Genomic DNA, 15285 nt, shown 5'->3' with positions numbered 1-15285 from the left:
CAGCTGTGAGGTCCAGCCTAGCCACCTGGGACGAAGGCAGCCGCTGGGCCTGCCCCCGCGGGCCCGGCAGGTCACAGGCTGGCTTGGCCTGCCGCACAGCCCTTGCACAGCCTGGCGGCAGAGCCTGTGGGGACAACAGCATCAACACCATCAGTTCCGACCTTTTGGAGAAAGCCATGGATCAGCAAGACGACCAAGCCGTACCCCCGGCCTCCGGGCAAAAGAACCAGCCGGCTCCTGTATGGGGCGGAGCGGCCGACGGCGCCGGCCGTGACGGTGCCGCCCCGGCCAACCAGGCCGGCGGCGGGCATGAACCGGCCTCGGCCAGCCCGCCCGGCGTCGACCATGGACCGGCCGCACACAATCAGGCGACGCAGGACCAACCTCCGCAGGGGCAGCCAGCACAAGGCTGGGGTGCACCCGCTCCAGCCTCGCCTTCCCCGGAATGGGGCACGACGCCGGCAAACGGCCGGGTGCCCAACACCGGCACGGGCTGGGGCGCACCACAGCAGTACTCCGCCGGCACTTCCTCCCGTTCCGGGAAAGGGAACTGGACGGCGAAGAAAGGTGTACTGGTGGGCGGTGTGGTGGTGGTTGTGGCTGCCGCAGCCGGTGCCGGTGCCTACGCGGCCGGAAACGGGACGGCTGTTGCTTCCACGAACAACGGCGTGGGCACAGGTGCCACCGGCCAGTCCGGAACGGGAGGGCAAAGCGGCATGACCGGGCAGGGCGGCATGATGGGGCCGGGCGGCCAAAGCGGCATGGACGGCGGCATGGACGGCGGCATGGCCGGCGGCACGGGAATGGACGGTGGGCCCGGGGGCCTGGGGATGGGTTCGGCGGCTCTGAACGCAGCCGTCCATTCCGAATACGTGGTTCTCCAGGACTCAAGCTATGTGGCCATGGCCGGCCAGAAAGGCACCGTCACGGAGGTCTCCGCCACCTCCCTGACCGTCAAAAGCGAGGATGGCTTTTCCCGGACCTATGCGGTGGGTTCCGATGTGCAGGTGACGCAGGGAATGCGGCAGCGGGGCAGCGGGACCGCTTCCAGTCCGCTCAGCATGTCCACCGTGACCACCGGAGCCACCGTCCGCGTGACAGCGCTGAAGGATTCGGACACCTACACTGCGCAGACCATCCAACTGGCAATGGCCGGTTCCGGCACAGTCCCGGCCCCGGGCACCAGCAGCAACTGACACGCACAGCCAATGCTCGTGCCCCCTGCGATGGACAGCGCAGGCCGTTCAAGCGCAAAAAATCGGCAGAGGACGGGACGTCGGCTGGACAGGAAGGGTCCCTGTCCGGCCGATTCTATGTCAAACGGTTGAATTTCGGCTCAATTCGAAAAACGGCGGTCTGGGCAAAGAAAATTCGAGGCTAGAGGAGACGCAAGCCCCTTTTCCGGATAAGCAGCAAAAAAATTTCCCTCTTCCGAAATAGTGATCTGCGGCACAATTCCACATTTTGTCTCACGATGCGGACGATCCGGTCCATTGTTACTTGCAAGTTCGCATTGTTACGCTGCACACTTCCAATGTGAACAAGAACTCAACAGCACCTGCAGCCGCAGAATATTGGCCCAGCACATCAGCTGCTGCCGACATGCGCTGTTGTCGAATGCACGCCTGACCTTCCCACCCACCGAAGTTCTTAGGCATTCGCCCCCAAGCCCAGCGTCGGGCGCCCCTCCCCGGTCCGCTGACGGGGAAGCCAGCATTCGAGCCGCGAAGACGGCCATTCACATTGAGGTAACCACACATGTCAGTTGCATCCGGATACGTCCACATCTCAGTCCGTAACGCCGCCAAGGCAGGACAGCCCTCCGGTCTTCGTCCGGGCTTCGCTCCCCGCCCGTCGCTTGCTCCCTCCACGTCCGGCAGCAGCTTCCCCGGCCAGGGTTTCGCCCCGCAGGGATACAACCCCAACTCCTACGGCCAGCTCCGTGCCGTGCACCCCGCAGAGTCCGCACCCGTTACCGCCCCTACCCCTGTGGTGGCCGGCCCAAACGCGGTCCGCCCGGTAGCCAACGAGAACGTCGCCCGCGGCTTCGTCCTCTACATGGGCATCGACGAGGAGACCGCAGCAGCAGCCGGAACCTCCATCGCCAAGCTCGCACAGGAAATCCGCGCCTACGCCCAGTCGCTCGTCTCCGGCGCCGAGAGCTACGCCGCCGTTGCAGTAGCCCCCGCCGGCACCCCCGGTTCCGCTCTCGACGTCGTCCGTTCCACCTTCGGCGACCCCACCGTCAACTCCCGCCAGCGCACCGAAACGCCGCGCGCTGCCCAGCCGCAGGAACCGCGCCCCTCCGGCGTGCTCATCGACCTCGCCCGGCGCGAAGTCCACCTCGACGGCGAATCCCTGAATCTGACCTTCAAGGAGTTCGAGCTCCTCAACTACCTCGTCGAAAACGGCACCCGCACCGTTGGCCGCGACGAGCTCCTCGAAGGACTGTGGCGCAACGCCGAAGAAGTGCCCAACGAGCGCACCATCGACGTCCACATCCGCCGCCTCCGCTCCAAGCTGGGCCGCCTCGCCAACACCGTCCGCACCGTTCGCGGCCAGGGCTACCGGTTCTACGAGCACCCGGAAGTTGTTGTCTGGGCCGCTCCGGAGTACTCGATCTAGCTTCTCTCTACGCACAAAAGCGGCTTTCTGCCGTGCCTTAGACACCTCCTTCGTTCCTCAGTCGGCGATGCGGCACTACGCAGAAAGTCGCTTTTGTGCGCCCGGGCTCTCCAAGTACTGTGCCTACGCGGCGGAGGGATCCTCGTGTCACTGTTGGCCTCACGCAACAACGGCGCTGTCAGGATGCCTCGCTGCGCTACGGCGCCGCACGATAAAGGCAGCCTTCGAGGCGCGTTGAGGCTCTCCGGGTGCTATGCCTCCGCGGCTTAGGGATGCTCGCGTCACTGTGAGCACGTTTTCGGGCTGTTGTCTGCTGCCGGGGCCCGGGATTCCGCCAATTTTGTTTTTTGCTGGTGCCTAAAGCGGGCTTGGCGTGACGTTCTCCGGCCAAGGAACTGTGCGCTTCCTCGTGCTTTTGCTGGGGCTAGGCTTGGGCCATGAGTTCGCACCATGTCCGACGCCTTGTGATCATGCGGCACGCCAAGGCAGACTGGCCCGGCGGGGTGGCCGATCACGAGCGGCCACTCGAAGAGCGCGGGCACCGGGAAGCGCCGCTGGCCGGGCGCTGGCTGCTCAAGCACAACATCGTCCCGGACTTCATCCTGTGCTCCAGCGCCCTGCGTACCCGGCAGACCTGCACCTGGGTCTGCTCCGAACTCGGCGACAAGGCCCCCACGCCCAAGCTCGAGGACGGACTCTATGAGGCGTCGGCCCTCCGGATGCTCACCGTGGTCAACCACGTGCCGGACACCGTGACCACGCTGATGCTGATCGCGCACCTGCCCGGCGTGCAGGACCTGGCCATGCACCTGGCCTCACGCGACTCCGACCACGACGCCTACATGGACGCCGCCACCCGCTTTCCCACCAATGCGCTCACCGTCCTGGAGACGGAGAAGCCGTGGGCGGAACTCGACGGCCAGGATGCCCGGATCATGCGGTTCGCGGTGCCCCGGGCCCACTAGATACAGGCCCACTGGACAGAGCCGCACTGACGCCCGTCCCACCGGTCCCGGTCCCACTGCCCGCGATCTCCCGCAGAAGTCCCGCCACGTGCCTGATGCCGGGACTGGCCGTCATGGTCCTGCGGTGGACGAGTCCCACTTGCCGCGCCTGGACCGGATTGACCACTGGAATGGCGACGACGTCCGGAGGCAGCGCCGGGCGGCCCAAGCGCGGCACGAGCGCTACAGCCACCCCCTGCTCCACAAAAGCGATATGCGTCGCAAAATCGGGGTCGTAAACCCTGATGTCGGGGACGCGCCCCAGGCCGGCGAAGATCCGCAGCAGGGCTTCGTTGCAGATCGCTCCTGCCGGCGTGCTGATCCAGCGCTCGTCCACGAGCTGTGCGGGTTCAACCTCCGGCTGCTGGGCGAGCGGATGCCCGCGGTGGACCAGGACGTCCGCCACGTCCTCGCACAGCCACTCCAGCGTGAGGTGCTCCGGGATGACCAACGGCACGGAATTCCAGTTGTGCACCAGGCCCAGGTCGGCTTCGCCGTTGGCGACCCGGGCCACGGCCTCGCGCGGGTCCTCGGCCAGAACGGAAATATCCAGCGCTGCCCCCGATTGCCCAACCTGGGCCAACAGGGGGCCTACCAACCCACGGCACGCGGTGGAAAAGGAAACCACCCGCAGGCTGCCGCTGGGTTTGGCCGGATCGGCCATCAGCGTGGACTCCAGCTCCTCCAACTCCGCGAGGATGCGCCGCCCATAGGCAGCCAGGGCCAGTCCGCGCTCGGTCAGCAGGACTCCCCGGCCGCGGCGTTCCAGGACAGCGAAGCCGCCCTCTTTCTCCAGCTTCTTCACCTGCTGCGAGACGGCTGACGGGCTGAACCCCATGGCTTCCGCGGCGGCAACGACCGTGCCGTGCTTTTCTATGGCCGCGAGCGCCCGTAAGGACCCTATGTCAATCATGAAGCAAAGTTACATGATCGAACGCCGAATAAAGCGCTGGTGCTTCATTTGCCCCTCTGCCAGAGTAGGAGCGTGAGCCTCCGCGATTCCCTCCTTGCCCTTCTCGTCGCCCTGCTGTGGGGCCTGAACTTCGTGGCCATCGACATCGGACTCCACGCGGGCGGCCAGAACTTTCCGCCCCTGTTGTTCGTCGCGCTGCGCTTCGTCCTGGTGGTGGTTCCCTGGATCTTCTTCGTCAGGAAACCCGAGGTGGGCTGGAAGGCCATTGTCGGCGTCGGACTTTTCATGAGTGCCGGCCAGTTCGGCCTCCTCTACCTGGCCATGGCGCTCGGCATGCCGGCGGGTCTCGCGTCGCTGGTCCTGCAGGCGCAGGTGCTGCTGACCGTCCTGCTGGCCGCCGGGTTCCTCGGCGAGCGGCCCAGCCGGCGCCAACTCGCCGGAGTGGTGCTGGGCGTGGCAGGACTGGCCGTCGTGGCCGTCGGCCGCAGCGCCGTGGCCCCACTGCTGCCGCTGCTCGTCGTCCTGGCGGCAGCGCTGTCCTGGGCGGCCGGAAACGTCATCGCCCGGAAGGCCAGGGCCGCCTCAGGCCTGGGGCTGGTGGTCTGGTCGGGCGCCGTGGTGCCGCTCCCGCTGGGAGCATTGTCGGTGCTGGTTGACGGGCCGGGCCAGGTCTGGACCTCGCTGTCCACCGTCCAGGTGCCCACCATGCTCAGCGCCCTGTACACCGCTGTTTTCGCCTCGCTGGTGGGCTACGGAATCTGGAACCGGCTCCTGGCCAGCCACCCGTCGTCGGCCGTTGTGCCGTTTACCCTGCTGGTCCCGGTGGTGGGAATGAGCGCTGCCTGGCTGGTCCTCGCGGAAGTGCCGTCGCCAACGGAACTGGCGGGCGGGCTGCTTCTCCTGGGCGGCGTGGCGACGGCGGTGCTCACCGGGGCAGGAGCGCGGCGTCAGCGGCGGGAGGCCGAGCCGCTGCCGGGCCTGGGAGCCGGCCGGGCTGAGGGTGGAGCGGACGACGGCGGGCGCTTGGCCGGCGGGGAGCCGGCGGGCGGGGTGCGGGTGACGGAAGCCCGTTGACGGGCGGCGGCTTGGCTGCCCGGGCGCTGGGCGGCAGGGCGTTGGGCGGCAGGGCGCGCCGCGGCAGGGCGCGCCGGCCGCGGACTCCCGCGCCGTGCGGCGGAAGGCCGGCGGCCCGCCGCGCTCCCTCCCCGTCCCGGCCACAAGGCACCCAGGAAGAGGATCCCGAAGGTTCCGGCCAGCGCGCAGGCGGCACCGAGGAAATAGTTGTCGGGGTCGTCGGTGGGGAGTGGGGTGCCCAGGAAGGAGGACTGGCCGTCGAACGCGAGCTCCCATGTGCTGAGGAACGCCAGGGAAAAGCCGAGGGCAAGGGCAGTTCCGGCGCCGGCGGCCAGCAGGGCAAACCGCCGCCGCCGGAACAGGATCTCGGCAAGCGCTGCGAGGTAGGCCAGGCCCAGCACGCCGAGGAACGCCATGAACACCGGCTCGGCCAGTGTCATCGCCGTAAGGACCAGCAGCCCTGCTGCGACGATGCCGCAGATCACCGCGAACTTTCCGCTCTTCCCCGTATGGCGCATGTGCTCCATCATCCCCGAGGAGCGGGTTCCCTGAGGACGTAGCCGCGCATGATGGCCATGATTGCTGCAACGCTCTGGTCGCGGGTGCGCTCGGGGTTGTAGGTCTGCCGGTCCAGGCCCACCACGAAGCAGGCACCGAAGATGGCGGTCTCCAGGCTTCCCCTGGACACTGAATCGTCCACGGGGTAGGCCTCGGCCACACGTTCCACGGCCTGGCCGATCACTTCCAGGAGCTCGCCGCGCAGGACCGAGAAGGTGCCCTGCCACTCGCTGGGAATCCGCCAGTTCTCACTGACCCACAGGCGTGCAAACGACGGGTACTCGGCCATGAAATCCATGGCCTGGCCAATCATCGCTTCCATGCCCAGCAAGGGGTCACGGCCGGTGCCTTCACTGCCGGCGGCCTCGAGCAGCTGCGCCTTGAGGATGTCCACCCCATGCCGCAGCAGCTGCGCGATCAGCTCCGACTTGCTGCCGAAGTTGTAGTAAACGGTGCCCTTGGATACGCCGGCAGCAGCAGCGATCTCGTCCACCGTGACGCTTGCCGCCCCGCGCTCACCGATCAGCTCCATGGAGGCGTCGAAGAGTTTCTGGCGGGTGGCGTTGGTGCGGGCGGGCCGGAGCCCTTTGGCAGCGGCCGTGGGTTCGGTGCTCATACCGCGATCTCCGGTTTCAGCGTCTTGAGGGTCCAGTATTTGTTCTTGCGCACCGCGAGCGTGGACAGTGCCGCGCCCAGCACCGTGTAGCCCAGCAGGCCCGCCAGGGTGGGGACAATCATGGACAGGTCGCCGCCGTAGATCAGGTGACGCATCCCGGTTACCACATAACCCATGGGCAGGACCTGGTGCACCACGTGCAGCGGCTGCGGGGTGGTCTGCCACGGGAACGTGCCGCCGGAGGACACCAGCTGCAGGACCAGCAGGATGAGCACCACCAGCTTGCCCGGCGAGCCCAGCAGCGCCACGACGCCCTGGATGAGCGCACTGAACGCCATGGCGGCGGCCAGCATGAACAGCCACATCAGCACCGGGTGGGCCGGGTTCAGCCCCAGCGCCACGTCCACCACCAGGGTCAGCAGCGACGCCTGCACCACTGAAACCAGCAGGAAGGGAAGCCAGCCGCCCAGGGCGATCTTCCATGACGGCGCGTTGGAGGCCAGCGCCCGTTGCGTGATGGGACGCATGGCCTGGACCAGCATGAAGATCCCGATCCACAGGGCGAGCGTGAGGAAGAACGGGGCCAGGCCGGCGCCGTAGGACCCGGCCTTGGCCTGCGACACGTTGCTGACCGCCACGGGATCGGCCATGACCTGGGACAGGTTGCTCTTCTGGGCGTCGTCCGGGTTGGGGACCTGGCCGGCGCCCTTGCCGATTTCATCGGCCAGCGCGCGGGAGCCCGATGCGGCCTGGCCCGCGCCATCGGCCACCTGGGCCGCTCCGGCATCCACCTTGTGTGCGCCGTCCGTCAGGGCGGCGGCCCCGTCGACGGCGGACTGCTCACCGGCTGCCAGCGCGGCGGCGCCGGTGTGCAGCTGGTCAGCCCCTGCTGAGGCCTGTGCGATGGCGTCCTTCAGTGCGGGCATCCCCGCCGCCAGCTGGGCCGCGCCAACACTGACTGCTTCGGAACCGTTGGCCAGCTGCTGGACCTGGGCCGCGTCCGTCTGGATTTTGCTCTTGGCGCCTGCCACCGGACTGGATGCCGCGGCAGCGTCGAAATCGGCAAGGACCTTGTCCGCCTGCTCCTGGGTGAGGACGCCCGAAGCGACCAGCCTGCTGTTGGACTCCATAACCCGGGCGCGGAGTCCCTGGTCCGCTGCCTCCAGCTGGGCCGCCACGTCCTGGACCTTCGCGTTCAGCTGGGCATTCCCCGCAGCCACCCGGGCCGCGCCGGACGCGAGCGTCTGGGTATCCGTGGGCAGGGTGGCCGTCTTGTCTTTCAGGACTGACAGGCCGCTGCTGAGCTGCCCGGCGCCATCGGTGAGCTGGTTGGCGCCGTCGCGCAGCTTCAGCTGGCCGGCGTACAACTGGTCCGCCCCGCTGCTCAAGGCCGTAGTCCCCTCGTGGAGGGTAACGGTTCCGTCCCTGAGGATTGCCACGCCGTCGGCCAGTTGGGAGGCCCCGTCCGCGGCCTGGACCATCTTGCCGTGGATGGTGCCGAAGCCGGTAAGCAGCTGGTTGGCGGTTTCCTCACCCACTTCCTTGGCAACGGTGGAGTGCACGGCAGTGGTCAGTTTGTCCACGATGGTGCTCAGGAGGTAATTGTTGGCATCGTTCGTGGTCACGTTCAGCATGGCCTGGCTGGCGGAGTCGAAGCTGCCGGGGGAAACCAGGTTGGCTGAAAAGTCCTTGGGGATCTTCAGCGCGAAGGCGTACTGACCGCTGCTCACTCCGGCGTCAGCTTCCGTGGAGCTGGCCACGGGCACCCAGTGGAAGACGTTGCCTTCCACCAGGCTGTCCGCCACTTTGGCCCCCGCCTCCAGCCGGGTGCCGTCGGCTGTGGTTGCACCTGCATCCTCCACCACCAGTGCGGCGTCCAGGTTGTTGAGGTGCCCGTACGGATCCCAGTTGGCGTAGAGGTATACCGCGCCGTAGAGCAGCGGGACCATGGTCAGCGCCAGGATGGTCAGCTTGGGCAGCAGCCCGCCGGTCATGCGCTTGAGTTCGGAGCGGGCCAGCCGCAGGACACTCACTTGGCAACCTCGGTTTCGAGTGGGGTTTCCTGGTTTTCGGGGGTTTCCGCGTCGTCCGGTTCCGCGCCGGCTTCCGCGGCCGGGGCCGCCTCCGGCACCGCGTTGCCGATCACAGCCACCGGCCCGTCCCACGAGCCGGGGACGGCACTGACTGCCGCCACGACGGCGAGTGGGCGCCCGGCGTCGTACGCCAGTTCCTGCAGGCGCGGCAGCCAGGTGTGGTCATCGGCGCTGTGGCGGTCCGGGGAGTCCACCACCAGCAGGTCCGTGCGGGGGTTGGCCAGGGCCAGCGCCGTCAACAGCTCGAGCCGCCGCTGCGGTTCCAGCTGTTCTGTCCACAGCCCCGCGATGTCCTCGAACCGGTTGACCTTGAGCCACGGGCCGCTGATCAGCGCCCCGCGGTAGCGGCGGGGTATCAGGGCCAGGTCCTCGGTCACCAGGTCGCGGACGCTGAGGTGTTCCTCAGGTTCATTGACACCGGGGGAGTCCACCAGGGCTGCCGCCAGGCGGAGGTGCTTGGTCCGCGTGCTGTTGTCCCAGCTGACCTGTCCACCTGAAGCCTTCATCCTCCCGCTGAGCAGGAGGGACAGGGCGGTGCGCTGGTCCTGGCGGTCGCCGGCAACGAGCAGCAGTTCACCGCGGCCCACGGCCAGTGAGGTTGGCGGAAGCAGCGGGTCCCGGCGTCCTTTGGCGTGGAGCTGGTGTGCTGAGAGCAAGGCATGCCTTTCACAGAAATGGTCTGCATCAAGGCTAACCGAACTGACTGGTCAGTTCAAATAAGAATCAGAGCCCACACTTTTCCAGCAGCCGGAGCCACACCTCGCTGATGGTGGGGTAGGAGGGGACGGCATGCCAGAGGCGCTCCAGCGGCACCTCGCCCACCACGGCGATGGTGGCCGCATGCAGCAGTTCCGCCACATCCGGCCCGGCGAACGTGGCACCAAGAAGGACCTGGCGGTCCTCATCAACCACCAGCTGGGCCCAGCCTTCATAGTTCTCCGAGTGGAGGGAGGATCCAGCCACCTGGATGGGCAGCTCCACGGAGGCCGCGTTGTACCCGTCCTTCCTGGCCGCCTGCAGCGTGCGTCCGACGCTGGCCAGCTCCGGGTCCGTGAAGACGACGCTGGGCACAGCATGCTGATTGGCCGTCTGGGCATAGCGGGACCAGTCATCGGGGGTTCCCTTGAGCTCACCGTTGGCCCGCGCCGCGATGGCGGTGCCGGTGGCGCGGGCCTCGTACTTGCCCTGATGGGTAAAGAGGTTTTTGCCCGCGGCGTCCCCCACTGCGTAGAGCCAGGGGTCCTCTCCGGGGGTTTCTTGGACCAGGCCCGACGTGTCCGTGGTGAGGGAAAGGTGCCCGGAATCATCCGGCTCGAAGCCCAGGCTCTCGAGGCCCAGGCCTTCTAGGGCCGGATGCCTGCCCGTGGAAACCAGGACCTTCTCCGCCGTGACGTCGGTTCCGTCGCTGAGGCTGACGGTGAGGGTGCCGTCGTCGTTCTCCCGGATGCGTTCCGTGGCGGTGTTCAAGCGAAGCTCCACCCCGTCCGCGCGAAGTCCTGCCGCAACCAGTGAGGAGGCCTCCGGCGGAAATTTGCCCAGCAGTCCACTGCGCGCCACCAGGGTGACGCTCGAACCCAGCCGGGCGAAAGCCTGGGCCAGTTCAGCGCCGGCCACGCCGCCGCCCAATACCGTCAGGCGCTGCGGGACCTCACCCGCCGATGTGGCTTCGCGGGTTCCCCATACCTGCACATCCTGCATGCCCTCAATGGGTGGTGTGTTGGGGGTTGAGCCCGTGGCGAGTACCACGGCATGCCGCGCCCTTAGCAGGTGCCGGTTTCCGTCCAGTCCTGCCACCTCCACGGCCTTGGGTCCTGTCAGCCACGCGTGGCCGCGCACCAGGTCAATGCCTGTGTCCTCCACCCAGGAGACCTGGCTGTCATCCTGCCAGTTGGAGGTGAAATAGTTACGGCGTTCCAGGACGGCGGCGGTGTCGAGGGTGCGGGTGACTGCCTCCTTGGCGCCCGGCGTCGTCTGTGCCCCGTGCAGCGCGGTGCCGGGCCGAAGGAGTGCCTTGGACGGCATGCAGGCCCAATAGGAGCATTCACCGCCCACCAGTTCCGCTTCCACGAGCACGGCGGTAAGCCCGCCCTCCACGACGCGGCCTGCCACGTTTTCCCCTACGGCGCCTGCGCCGATCACAACAACATCAAATTCGCGCTCAGTGGCGTCGGGCATCATGTGCACAGCCTAGCCGGGGACGATGGGGTTGGCGGCACAAAAAAGGTCCGCACCGGCGAACCGGTGCGGACCTTGTTGGTGCGCCCAAAGGGATTCGAACCCCTGACCTTCTGTTCCGTAGACAGACGCTCTATCCAGCTGAGCTATGGGCGCATTCCGTGTCCCGGGAGAAGAACCGCTCTCCCCGAACCTCGAATTACTTTACGCGAGGGTTGGCCGGGATGCCAAATCGAAAGGACTGTAATCTCGACAACTAGACCGGTATAGGTGACCTTTGTCACTTAATCGGCCTTTTCGCCGCAATAATTCCTTGATTTTCCGCGGAATTCACTTTTGGTGACGGCAGATGTCAGTCAAGCTCCCCAAAAACTCCACTGGTCCGGACCATAGCATTTAGCTCACACCGATGAACCCGAGGAAGGGAACTGCAATGGGCGATCTGGCGCAGAAGCCGCTGCTTGAGAAAGCACCCACCACACATGCCGGCCTGCTGGCATGGGTCGAAGAGGTTGCTGAGCTTACGCAGCCGGACCGCATTTACTGGGTCGACGGGTCCGAAGAGGAATACACCCGCCTTACCGACGAGCTTGTTGCTGCCGGAACCCTGACCCGGCTCAACCAGGATCTCTTCCCGAACTCCTTCGCCGCCTTCTCGGATCCCGCTGACGTTGCCCGCGTTGAGGAACAGACCTTCATCTGCTCGGAAAACAAGCGTGACGCCGGGTTCACCAATAACTGGATGGAACCGCGGGAGATGAAGGACAAGCTGCGCGGCCTGTTCGCCGGTTCCATGCGCGGCCGCACCATGTACGTCATCCCGTTCGTCATGGGCCACCTGGACGCCGAGGACCCCAAGTTCGGCGTGGAGATCACCGACAGTGCCTACGTTGTTGCCTCCATGCGCATCATGGCAAACATTGGCACCGAGGTCCTGGACAAGATCACGGCCACCAACGCCTTCTTTGTTCCCGCCCTGCACTCGCTCGGCGCCCCGCTAGCCCCGGGCCAGGAGGACGTGGCATGGCCCTGCAACCCGGACAAGTGGATTGTCCACTTCCCCGAAGAGCGGTCCATCTGGTCCTTTGGCTCCGGTTACGGCGGCAACGCCCTGCTCGGAAAGAAGTGCTACGCCCTGCGCATCGCCTCGGTCATGGCCCGCGACGAAGGCTGGCTGGCGGAGCACATGCTCATCCTCAAGCTCACTTCGCCGGAGAAGAAGTCGTACTACATGTCCGCAGCCTTCCCCTCGGCCTGCGGCAAGACCAACCTTGCCCTGCTCGACCCCACCATCGAAGGCTGGGAAGTCGAAACCCTTGGCGATGACATCACCTGGATGCGCATCGGCAAGGAAGGCGAACTGCGCGCCACCAACCCGGAGGCCGGCCTCTTCGGCGTAGCCCCCGGCACCGGCTGGGGCACCAACCCCAACGCCATGCGCGCCATTGCCAAGGGCCACAGCATCTTCACCAACGTGGCCTTGACCGACGACGGCGGTGTCTGGTGGGAGGGCATGACGGACGAAGTTCCGGCGCACCTGACCGACTGGGAGGGCAACTCCTGGACCCCCGATTCGGGCCGTCCCGCCGCCCACCCGAACTCCCGGTTCTGCACGCCGATCTCGCAGATCGACATGCTCGCCGAGGAGTACTACAGCCCCGAAGGCGTGGAGCTCTCCGCCATTCTCTTCGGCGGCCGCCGCAAGACCACCGTTCCGCTGGTCACCCAGGCGCGCAGCTGGACCAACGGCATTTTCATGGGTTCCACACTGTCCTCCGAGACGACGGCCGCTGCCGCCGGACAGGTCGGCGTGCTCCGCCGCGACCCCATGGCCATGCTGCCCTTCATCGGCTACGACGCCGGCGACTACCTGAAGCACTGGATCAGCGTCTCCGGAAAGGCCAACCCCGAACGCCTGCCGCACATCTTCCTGGTGAACTGGTTCCGCCGCACCGCCGACGGTGACTTTGCGTGGCCTGGCTTTGGCGACAACGCCCGGGTCCTGAAGTGGGCCATCGAGCGCCTCGAGGGCAAGGCGGACGCCGTCGAAACCCCCATCGGCTTCGTTCCGGCCGGACACTCACTGGACCTTACCGGCCTTGACCTCACCCACGCCCACGTGGAGGACGCCGTCCGCGTTGACCGCGAGGAATGGGACGCCGAGCTCGCCTCCATCGAGGAATGGTACGCAAAGTTCGGCGATTCCCTGCCGGGTGCCCTGCGCGCGGAGCTCGACTCCCTCAAGGAACGCATGGCCAAGCACTAGCCACTGGTTAAACCAACGACGGCGGCCCCGCACCTTTTCGAAAAGGTGCGGGGCCGCCGTCGTTCCACCCATCGATTGCTCCCCACCGGCCCCTGGTCTCGCAAGCTCGGCCAGGGAACCCTGCCGGCGTGGGCCCACCCAACCATCGATTGCTCCGTACTTGTCGTTTTCAACCTCCAAAACGACAAGTACGGAGCAATGGAATCAGCTGGCGAGCCAGATGTCCGGCCCGAAGACCTCGTAGTGGATCTTGGTGGCCGGGATGCCGGCGTTGATGGCCTCGTTGCGGATGTTCTTCATGAACGGCAGGGGGCCGCACAGGTAGAGGGAGGCGTCGGCCGGAAGGTCCACTTCGCGCAGGGACATGAACCCTTCCCGGGTGCCGTCCACCGGCTTCTCCAGCCAGAGCTGCAGCTCGGCGCCGTCAAGGCGCTCCACGTCGTCCGTCATCTGGCTGCGCAGGGCCCAGCTGTCCAGGGTGCTTTCCGCGTGCAGTACCAGGACCTGGCGGTCGGAGCCGGACTCGGCGAGCGAGCGGAGGATGGAGGCGGTGGGGGTGCAGCCGATGCCGGCGGAGGCGAGAACCACCGGGCCGTCGCCCTCCTTGAGCGTGATCTCGCCGTAGGGGTTGGAGATCTCGACGACGTCGCCCACCTGGACGGTGTTGTGCAGGACGGGGGAGACCTCGCCGCCGTCGTCCAGCTTGGTGGTGAACGTGCGGCTGGTGCCGGCATCGCCTGAGAGGGAGTACTGCCGGACCTGGCGCAGGCCATCCGCGACGGCCACCTTCACGCTGATGTACTGGCCGGGAAGGGCCGGGGTTACAGGGGTGTCGTCGGCGGGCTCGAGCGTGAAGGTCATGGAGCCGGTTCCTGCCGGTTCCTTGGCTGCCACGCGCCAGGGCATCCACATCCTGTCATTCGCCTGTGCGGCGTAGAGGCCTTTTTCGAGCTTGATCAGGGCGTCCGCCATCAGCCAGTACACCTCGGTCCAGGCTTCGGCGATCTCGGGCGTGATGACCTCGGCCAGGTCTTCGGCGATCGCCGCGAAGAGGTGCTCGTAGACCACCTGGTACTGCGGTTCGGTGATGCCCAGGGAGGCGTGCCGGTGCGCGATGCGCGAAAGGACGGTTTCCGGCAGGGTGCCCGGGTTGTTGACCAGGTGGGTGGCGAAGGCGGCGATGCTCCCGGCCAGGGCCTGCTGCTGGTTGCCTGAGCGCTGGTTGGAGCGGCTGAACAGGCCATCCATCAGTTCAGGGTGCGCCGCGAACAGGCGGGCGTAGAAGTTGGGGGTGATGGATCCGATCCTGGAACCCACCAGCGGCAGGGTGGCCTCAATGACGGGGCGGGACTTGTCCGAGAGCATCTGAACTCCTGAGGTTATGGCCGGGGCCTTCGTCCGGCCGGATGAAAACTCATATTTCAAATACAAGTATTTCAGCCTCAGTTCTACACCTTGTAGAAGTTTGAAATCAAACCGGGAGCCGGCACCCGGATAGCAGGGTCAAAGCCCTGGACGGAGGCCGATCATCTGGAAGACCGGCGCCATCTGCCGCTCCTGCGGGAGGTCCGCGATGACCACGGAGTCCAGTTCCGCATAGAAGGCCTCGCGGGCGCGGGCGAGCGCACCGCGGAGTTTGCAGTCGTTGATGAGGGGGCAGTTCCCGCCGGGTGCCACGCAGTCGGCAGGGTCAGTGCGGGTATCCAGCTGCCGCAGGATCTGGCCCACGGTGGCGATGCGGCCCGCATGGCTGAGCCGTGAACCGCCGGAGCGGCCGCGGACAACCTCAATGAGGCCCATGGTCCGCAGCTTCGCCATGGCCTTGCTGACGTGGTTGTAGGGCGTTCCCACTGAGTCCGCGATGCTCTGGGTGGTGAGCAGCGCGCCGTCCGGAACGGCTGCGAGCACCATGAGTGCGCGCAGGCTGACGTCGGCGAAGGCGTTGATCTTCATGGCTGCAG

The 15285-nt window shown here is 66.7% G+C and carries 12 protein-coding genes and 1 tRNA gene; 5 read left to right on the top strand and 8 right to left on the bottom strand.

The genetic code is table 11. From position 1 onward, the window contains the following. Nucleotides 1-176 precede the first annotated feature (176 nt). The 3 genes from QFZ60_RS17045 to QFZ60_RS17035 all read left to right on the top strand — a co-directional run bounded on the left by QFZ60_RS17045 (nt 177) and on the right by QFZ60_RS17035 (nt 3590). The gene (locus QFZ60_RS17045) at nt 177-1196 is read left to right on the top strand and encodes a hypothetical protein (protein ID WP_307091998.1); all 1020 of its coding nucleotides are present in this window, start codon (nt 177-179) and stop codon (nt 1194-1196) included. Nucleotides 1197-1758: 562 nt separating this feature from the next. Continuing rightward, nucleotides 1759-2625, top strand: coding sequence for a winged helix-turn-helix domain-containing protein (locus tag QFZ60_RS17040; protein WP_142119848.1), 867 nt, complete (start codon nt 1759-1761; stop codon nt 2623-2625). A 437-nt stretch (nt 2626-3062) separates the two neighbouring features. After that, complete coding sequence (locus QFZ60_RS17035) at nt 3063-3590, top strand: histidine phosphatase family protein (RefSeq protein ID WP_307091995.1); 528 nt, start codon at nt 3063-3065, stop codon at nt 3588-3590. Here QFZ60_RS17035 and QFZ60_RS17030 read toward each other — a convergent pair. Next, the gene (locus QFZ60_RS17030) at nt 3559-4542 is read right to left on the bottom strand and encodes a LysR family transcriptional regulator (protein ID WP_307091993.1); all 984 of its coding nucleotides are present in this window, start codon (nt 4540-4542) and stop codon (nt 3559-3561) included. The two genes, QFZ60_RS17035 and QFZ60_RS17030, sit on opposite strands and share 32 nt — an antisense overlap. 72 nt (nt 4543-4614) lie before the next feature. Between QFZ60_RS17030 and QFZ60_RS17025 the strand changes: the two genes are divergently transcribed. Then, nucleotides 4615-5616 carry an EamA family transporter gene (locus tag QFZ60_RS17025; protein WP_307091991.1) on the top strand — a complete coding sequence of 334 codons (1002 nt, stop codon included), beginning with the start codon at nt 4615-4617 and terminating at the stop codon, nt 5614-5616. 526 nt (nt 5617-6142) lie between these two features. Here the strand turns inward: QFZ60_RS17025 and QFZ60_RS17020 are convergent. The 5 genes from QFZ60_RS17020 to QFZ60_RS17000 form a co-directional block, all read right to left on the bottom strand. Beyond that, nucleotides 6143-6790, bottom strand: coding sequence for a TetR/AcrR family transcriptional regulator (locus QFZ60_RS17020; protein ID WP_307091990.1), 648 nt, complete (start codon nt 6788-6790; stop codon nt 6143-6145). After that, nucleotides 6787-8823, bottom strand: coding sequence for a YhgE/Pip domain-containing protein (locus tag QFZ60_RS17015; RefSeq protein ID WP_307091989.1), 2037 nt, complete (start codon nt 8821-8823; stop codon nt 6787-6789). Before QFZ60_RS17015 ends, QFZ60_RS17020 begins: the two co-directional genes overlap by 4 nt. Next, entirely contained in the window at nt 8820-9539 is a 720-nt protein-coding gene (locus QFZ60_RS17010) for an ABC transporter ATP-binding protein (RefSeq protein ID WP_307091988.1), read from the bottom strand. The genes QFZ60_RS17015 and QFZ60_RS17010 overlap by 4 nt, the downstream gene beginning before the upstream one ends. A gap of 67 nt (nt 9540-9606) precedes the next feature. After that, a complete protein-coding gene (locus QFZ60_RS17005) occupies nt 9607-11061 on the bottom strand; it encodes an NAD(P)/FAD-dependent oxidoreductase (protein WP_307091986.1) in 1455 nt (484 codons plus the stop codon). Between the two features lie 76 nt (nt 11062-11137). Beyond that, nucleotides 11138-11214, bottom strand: a tRNA-Arg gene (locus QFZ60_RS17000). 277 nt (nt 11215-11491) lie between these two features. On the opposite strand from QFZ60_RS17000, the gene QFZ60_RS16995 reads away from it, so the two are divergent. After that, a complete protein-coding gene (locus tag QFZ60_RS16995) occupies nt 11492-13324 on the top strand; it encodes a phosphoenolpyruvate carboxykinase (GTP) (RefSeq protein ID WP_307091985.1) in 1833 nt (610 codons plus the stop codon). A gap of 204 nt (nt 13325-13528) precedes the next feature. Here the strand turns inward: QFZ60_RS16995 and QFZ60_RS16990 are convergent, their stop codons facing one another. After that, a complete protein-coding gene (locus QFZ60_RS16990) occupies nt 13529-14689 on the bottom strand; it encodes a globin domain-containing protein (protein ID WP_307091984.1) in 1161 nt (386 codons plus the stop codon). Between the two features lie 138 nt (nt 14690-14827). Then, entirely contained in the window at nt 14828-15277 is a 450-nt protein-coding gene (locus QFZ60_RS16985) for an Rrf2 family transcriptional regulator (protein WP_307091983.1), read from the bottom strand. Between the last annotated feature and the right edge of the window lie 8 nt (nt 15278-15285).

The organism is Arthrobacter sp. B2I5 (genome assembly GCF_030816735.1).
Taxonomy (GTDB): domain Bacteria; phylum Actinomycetota; class Actinomycetes; order Actinomycetales; family Micrococcaceae; genus Arthrobacter.
This window is presented reverse-complemented; position numbering and strand designations above follow the sequence as displayed.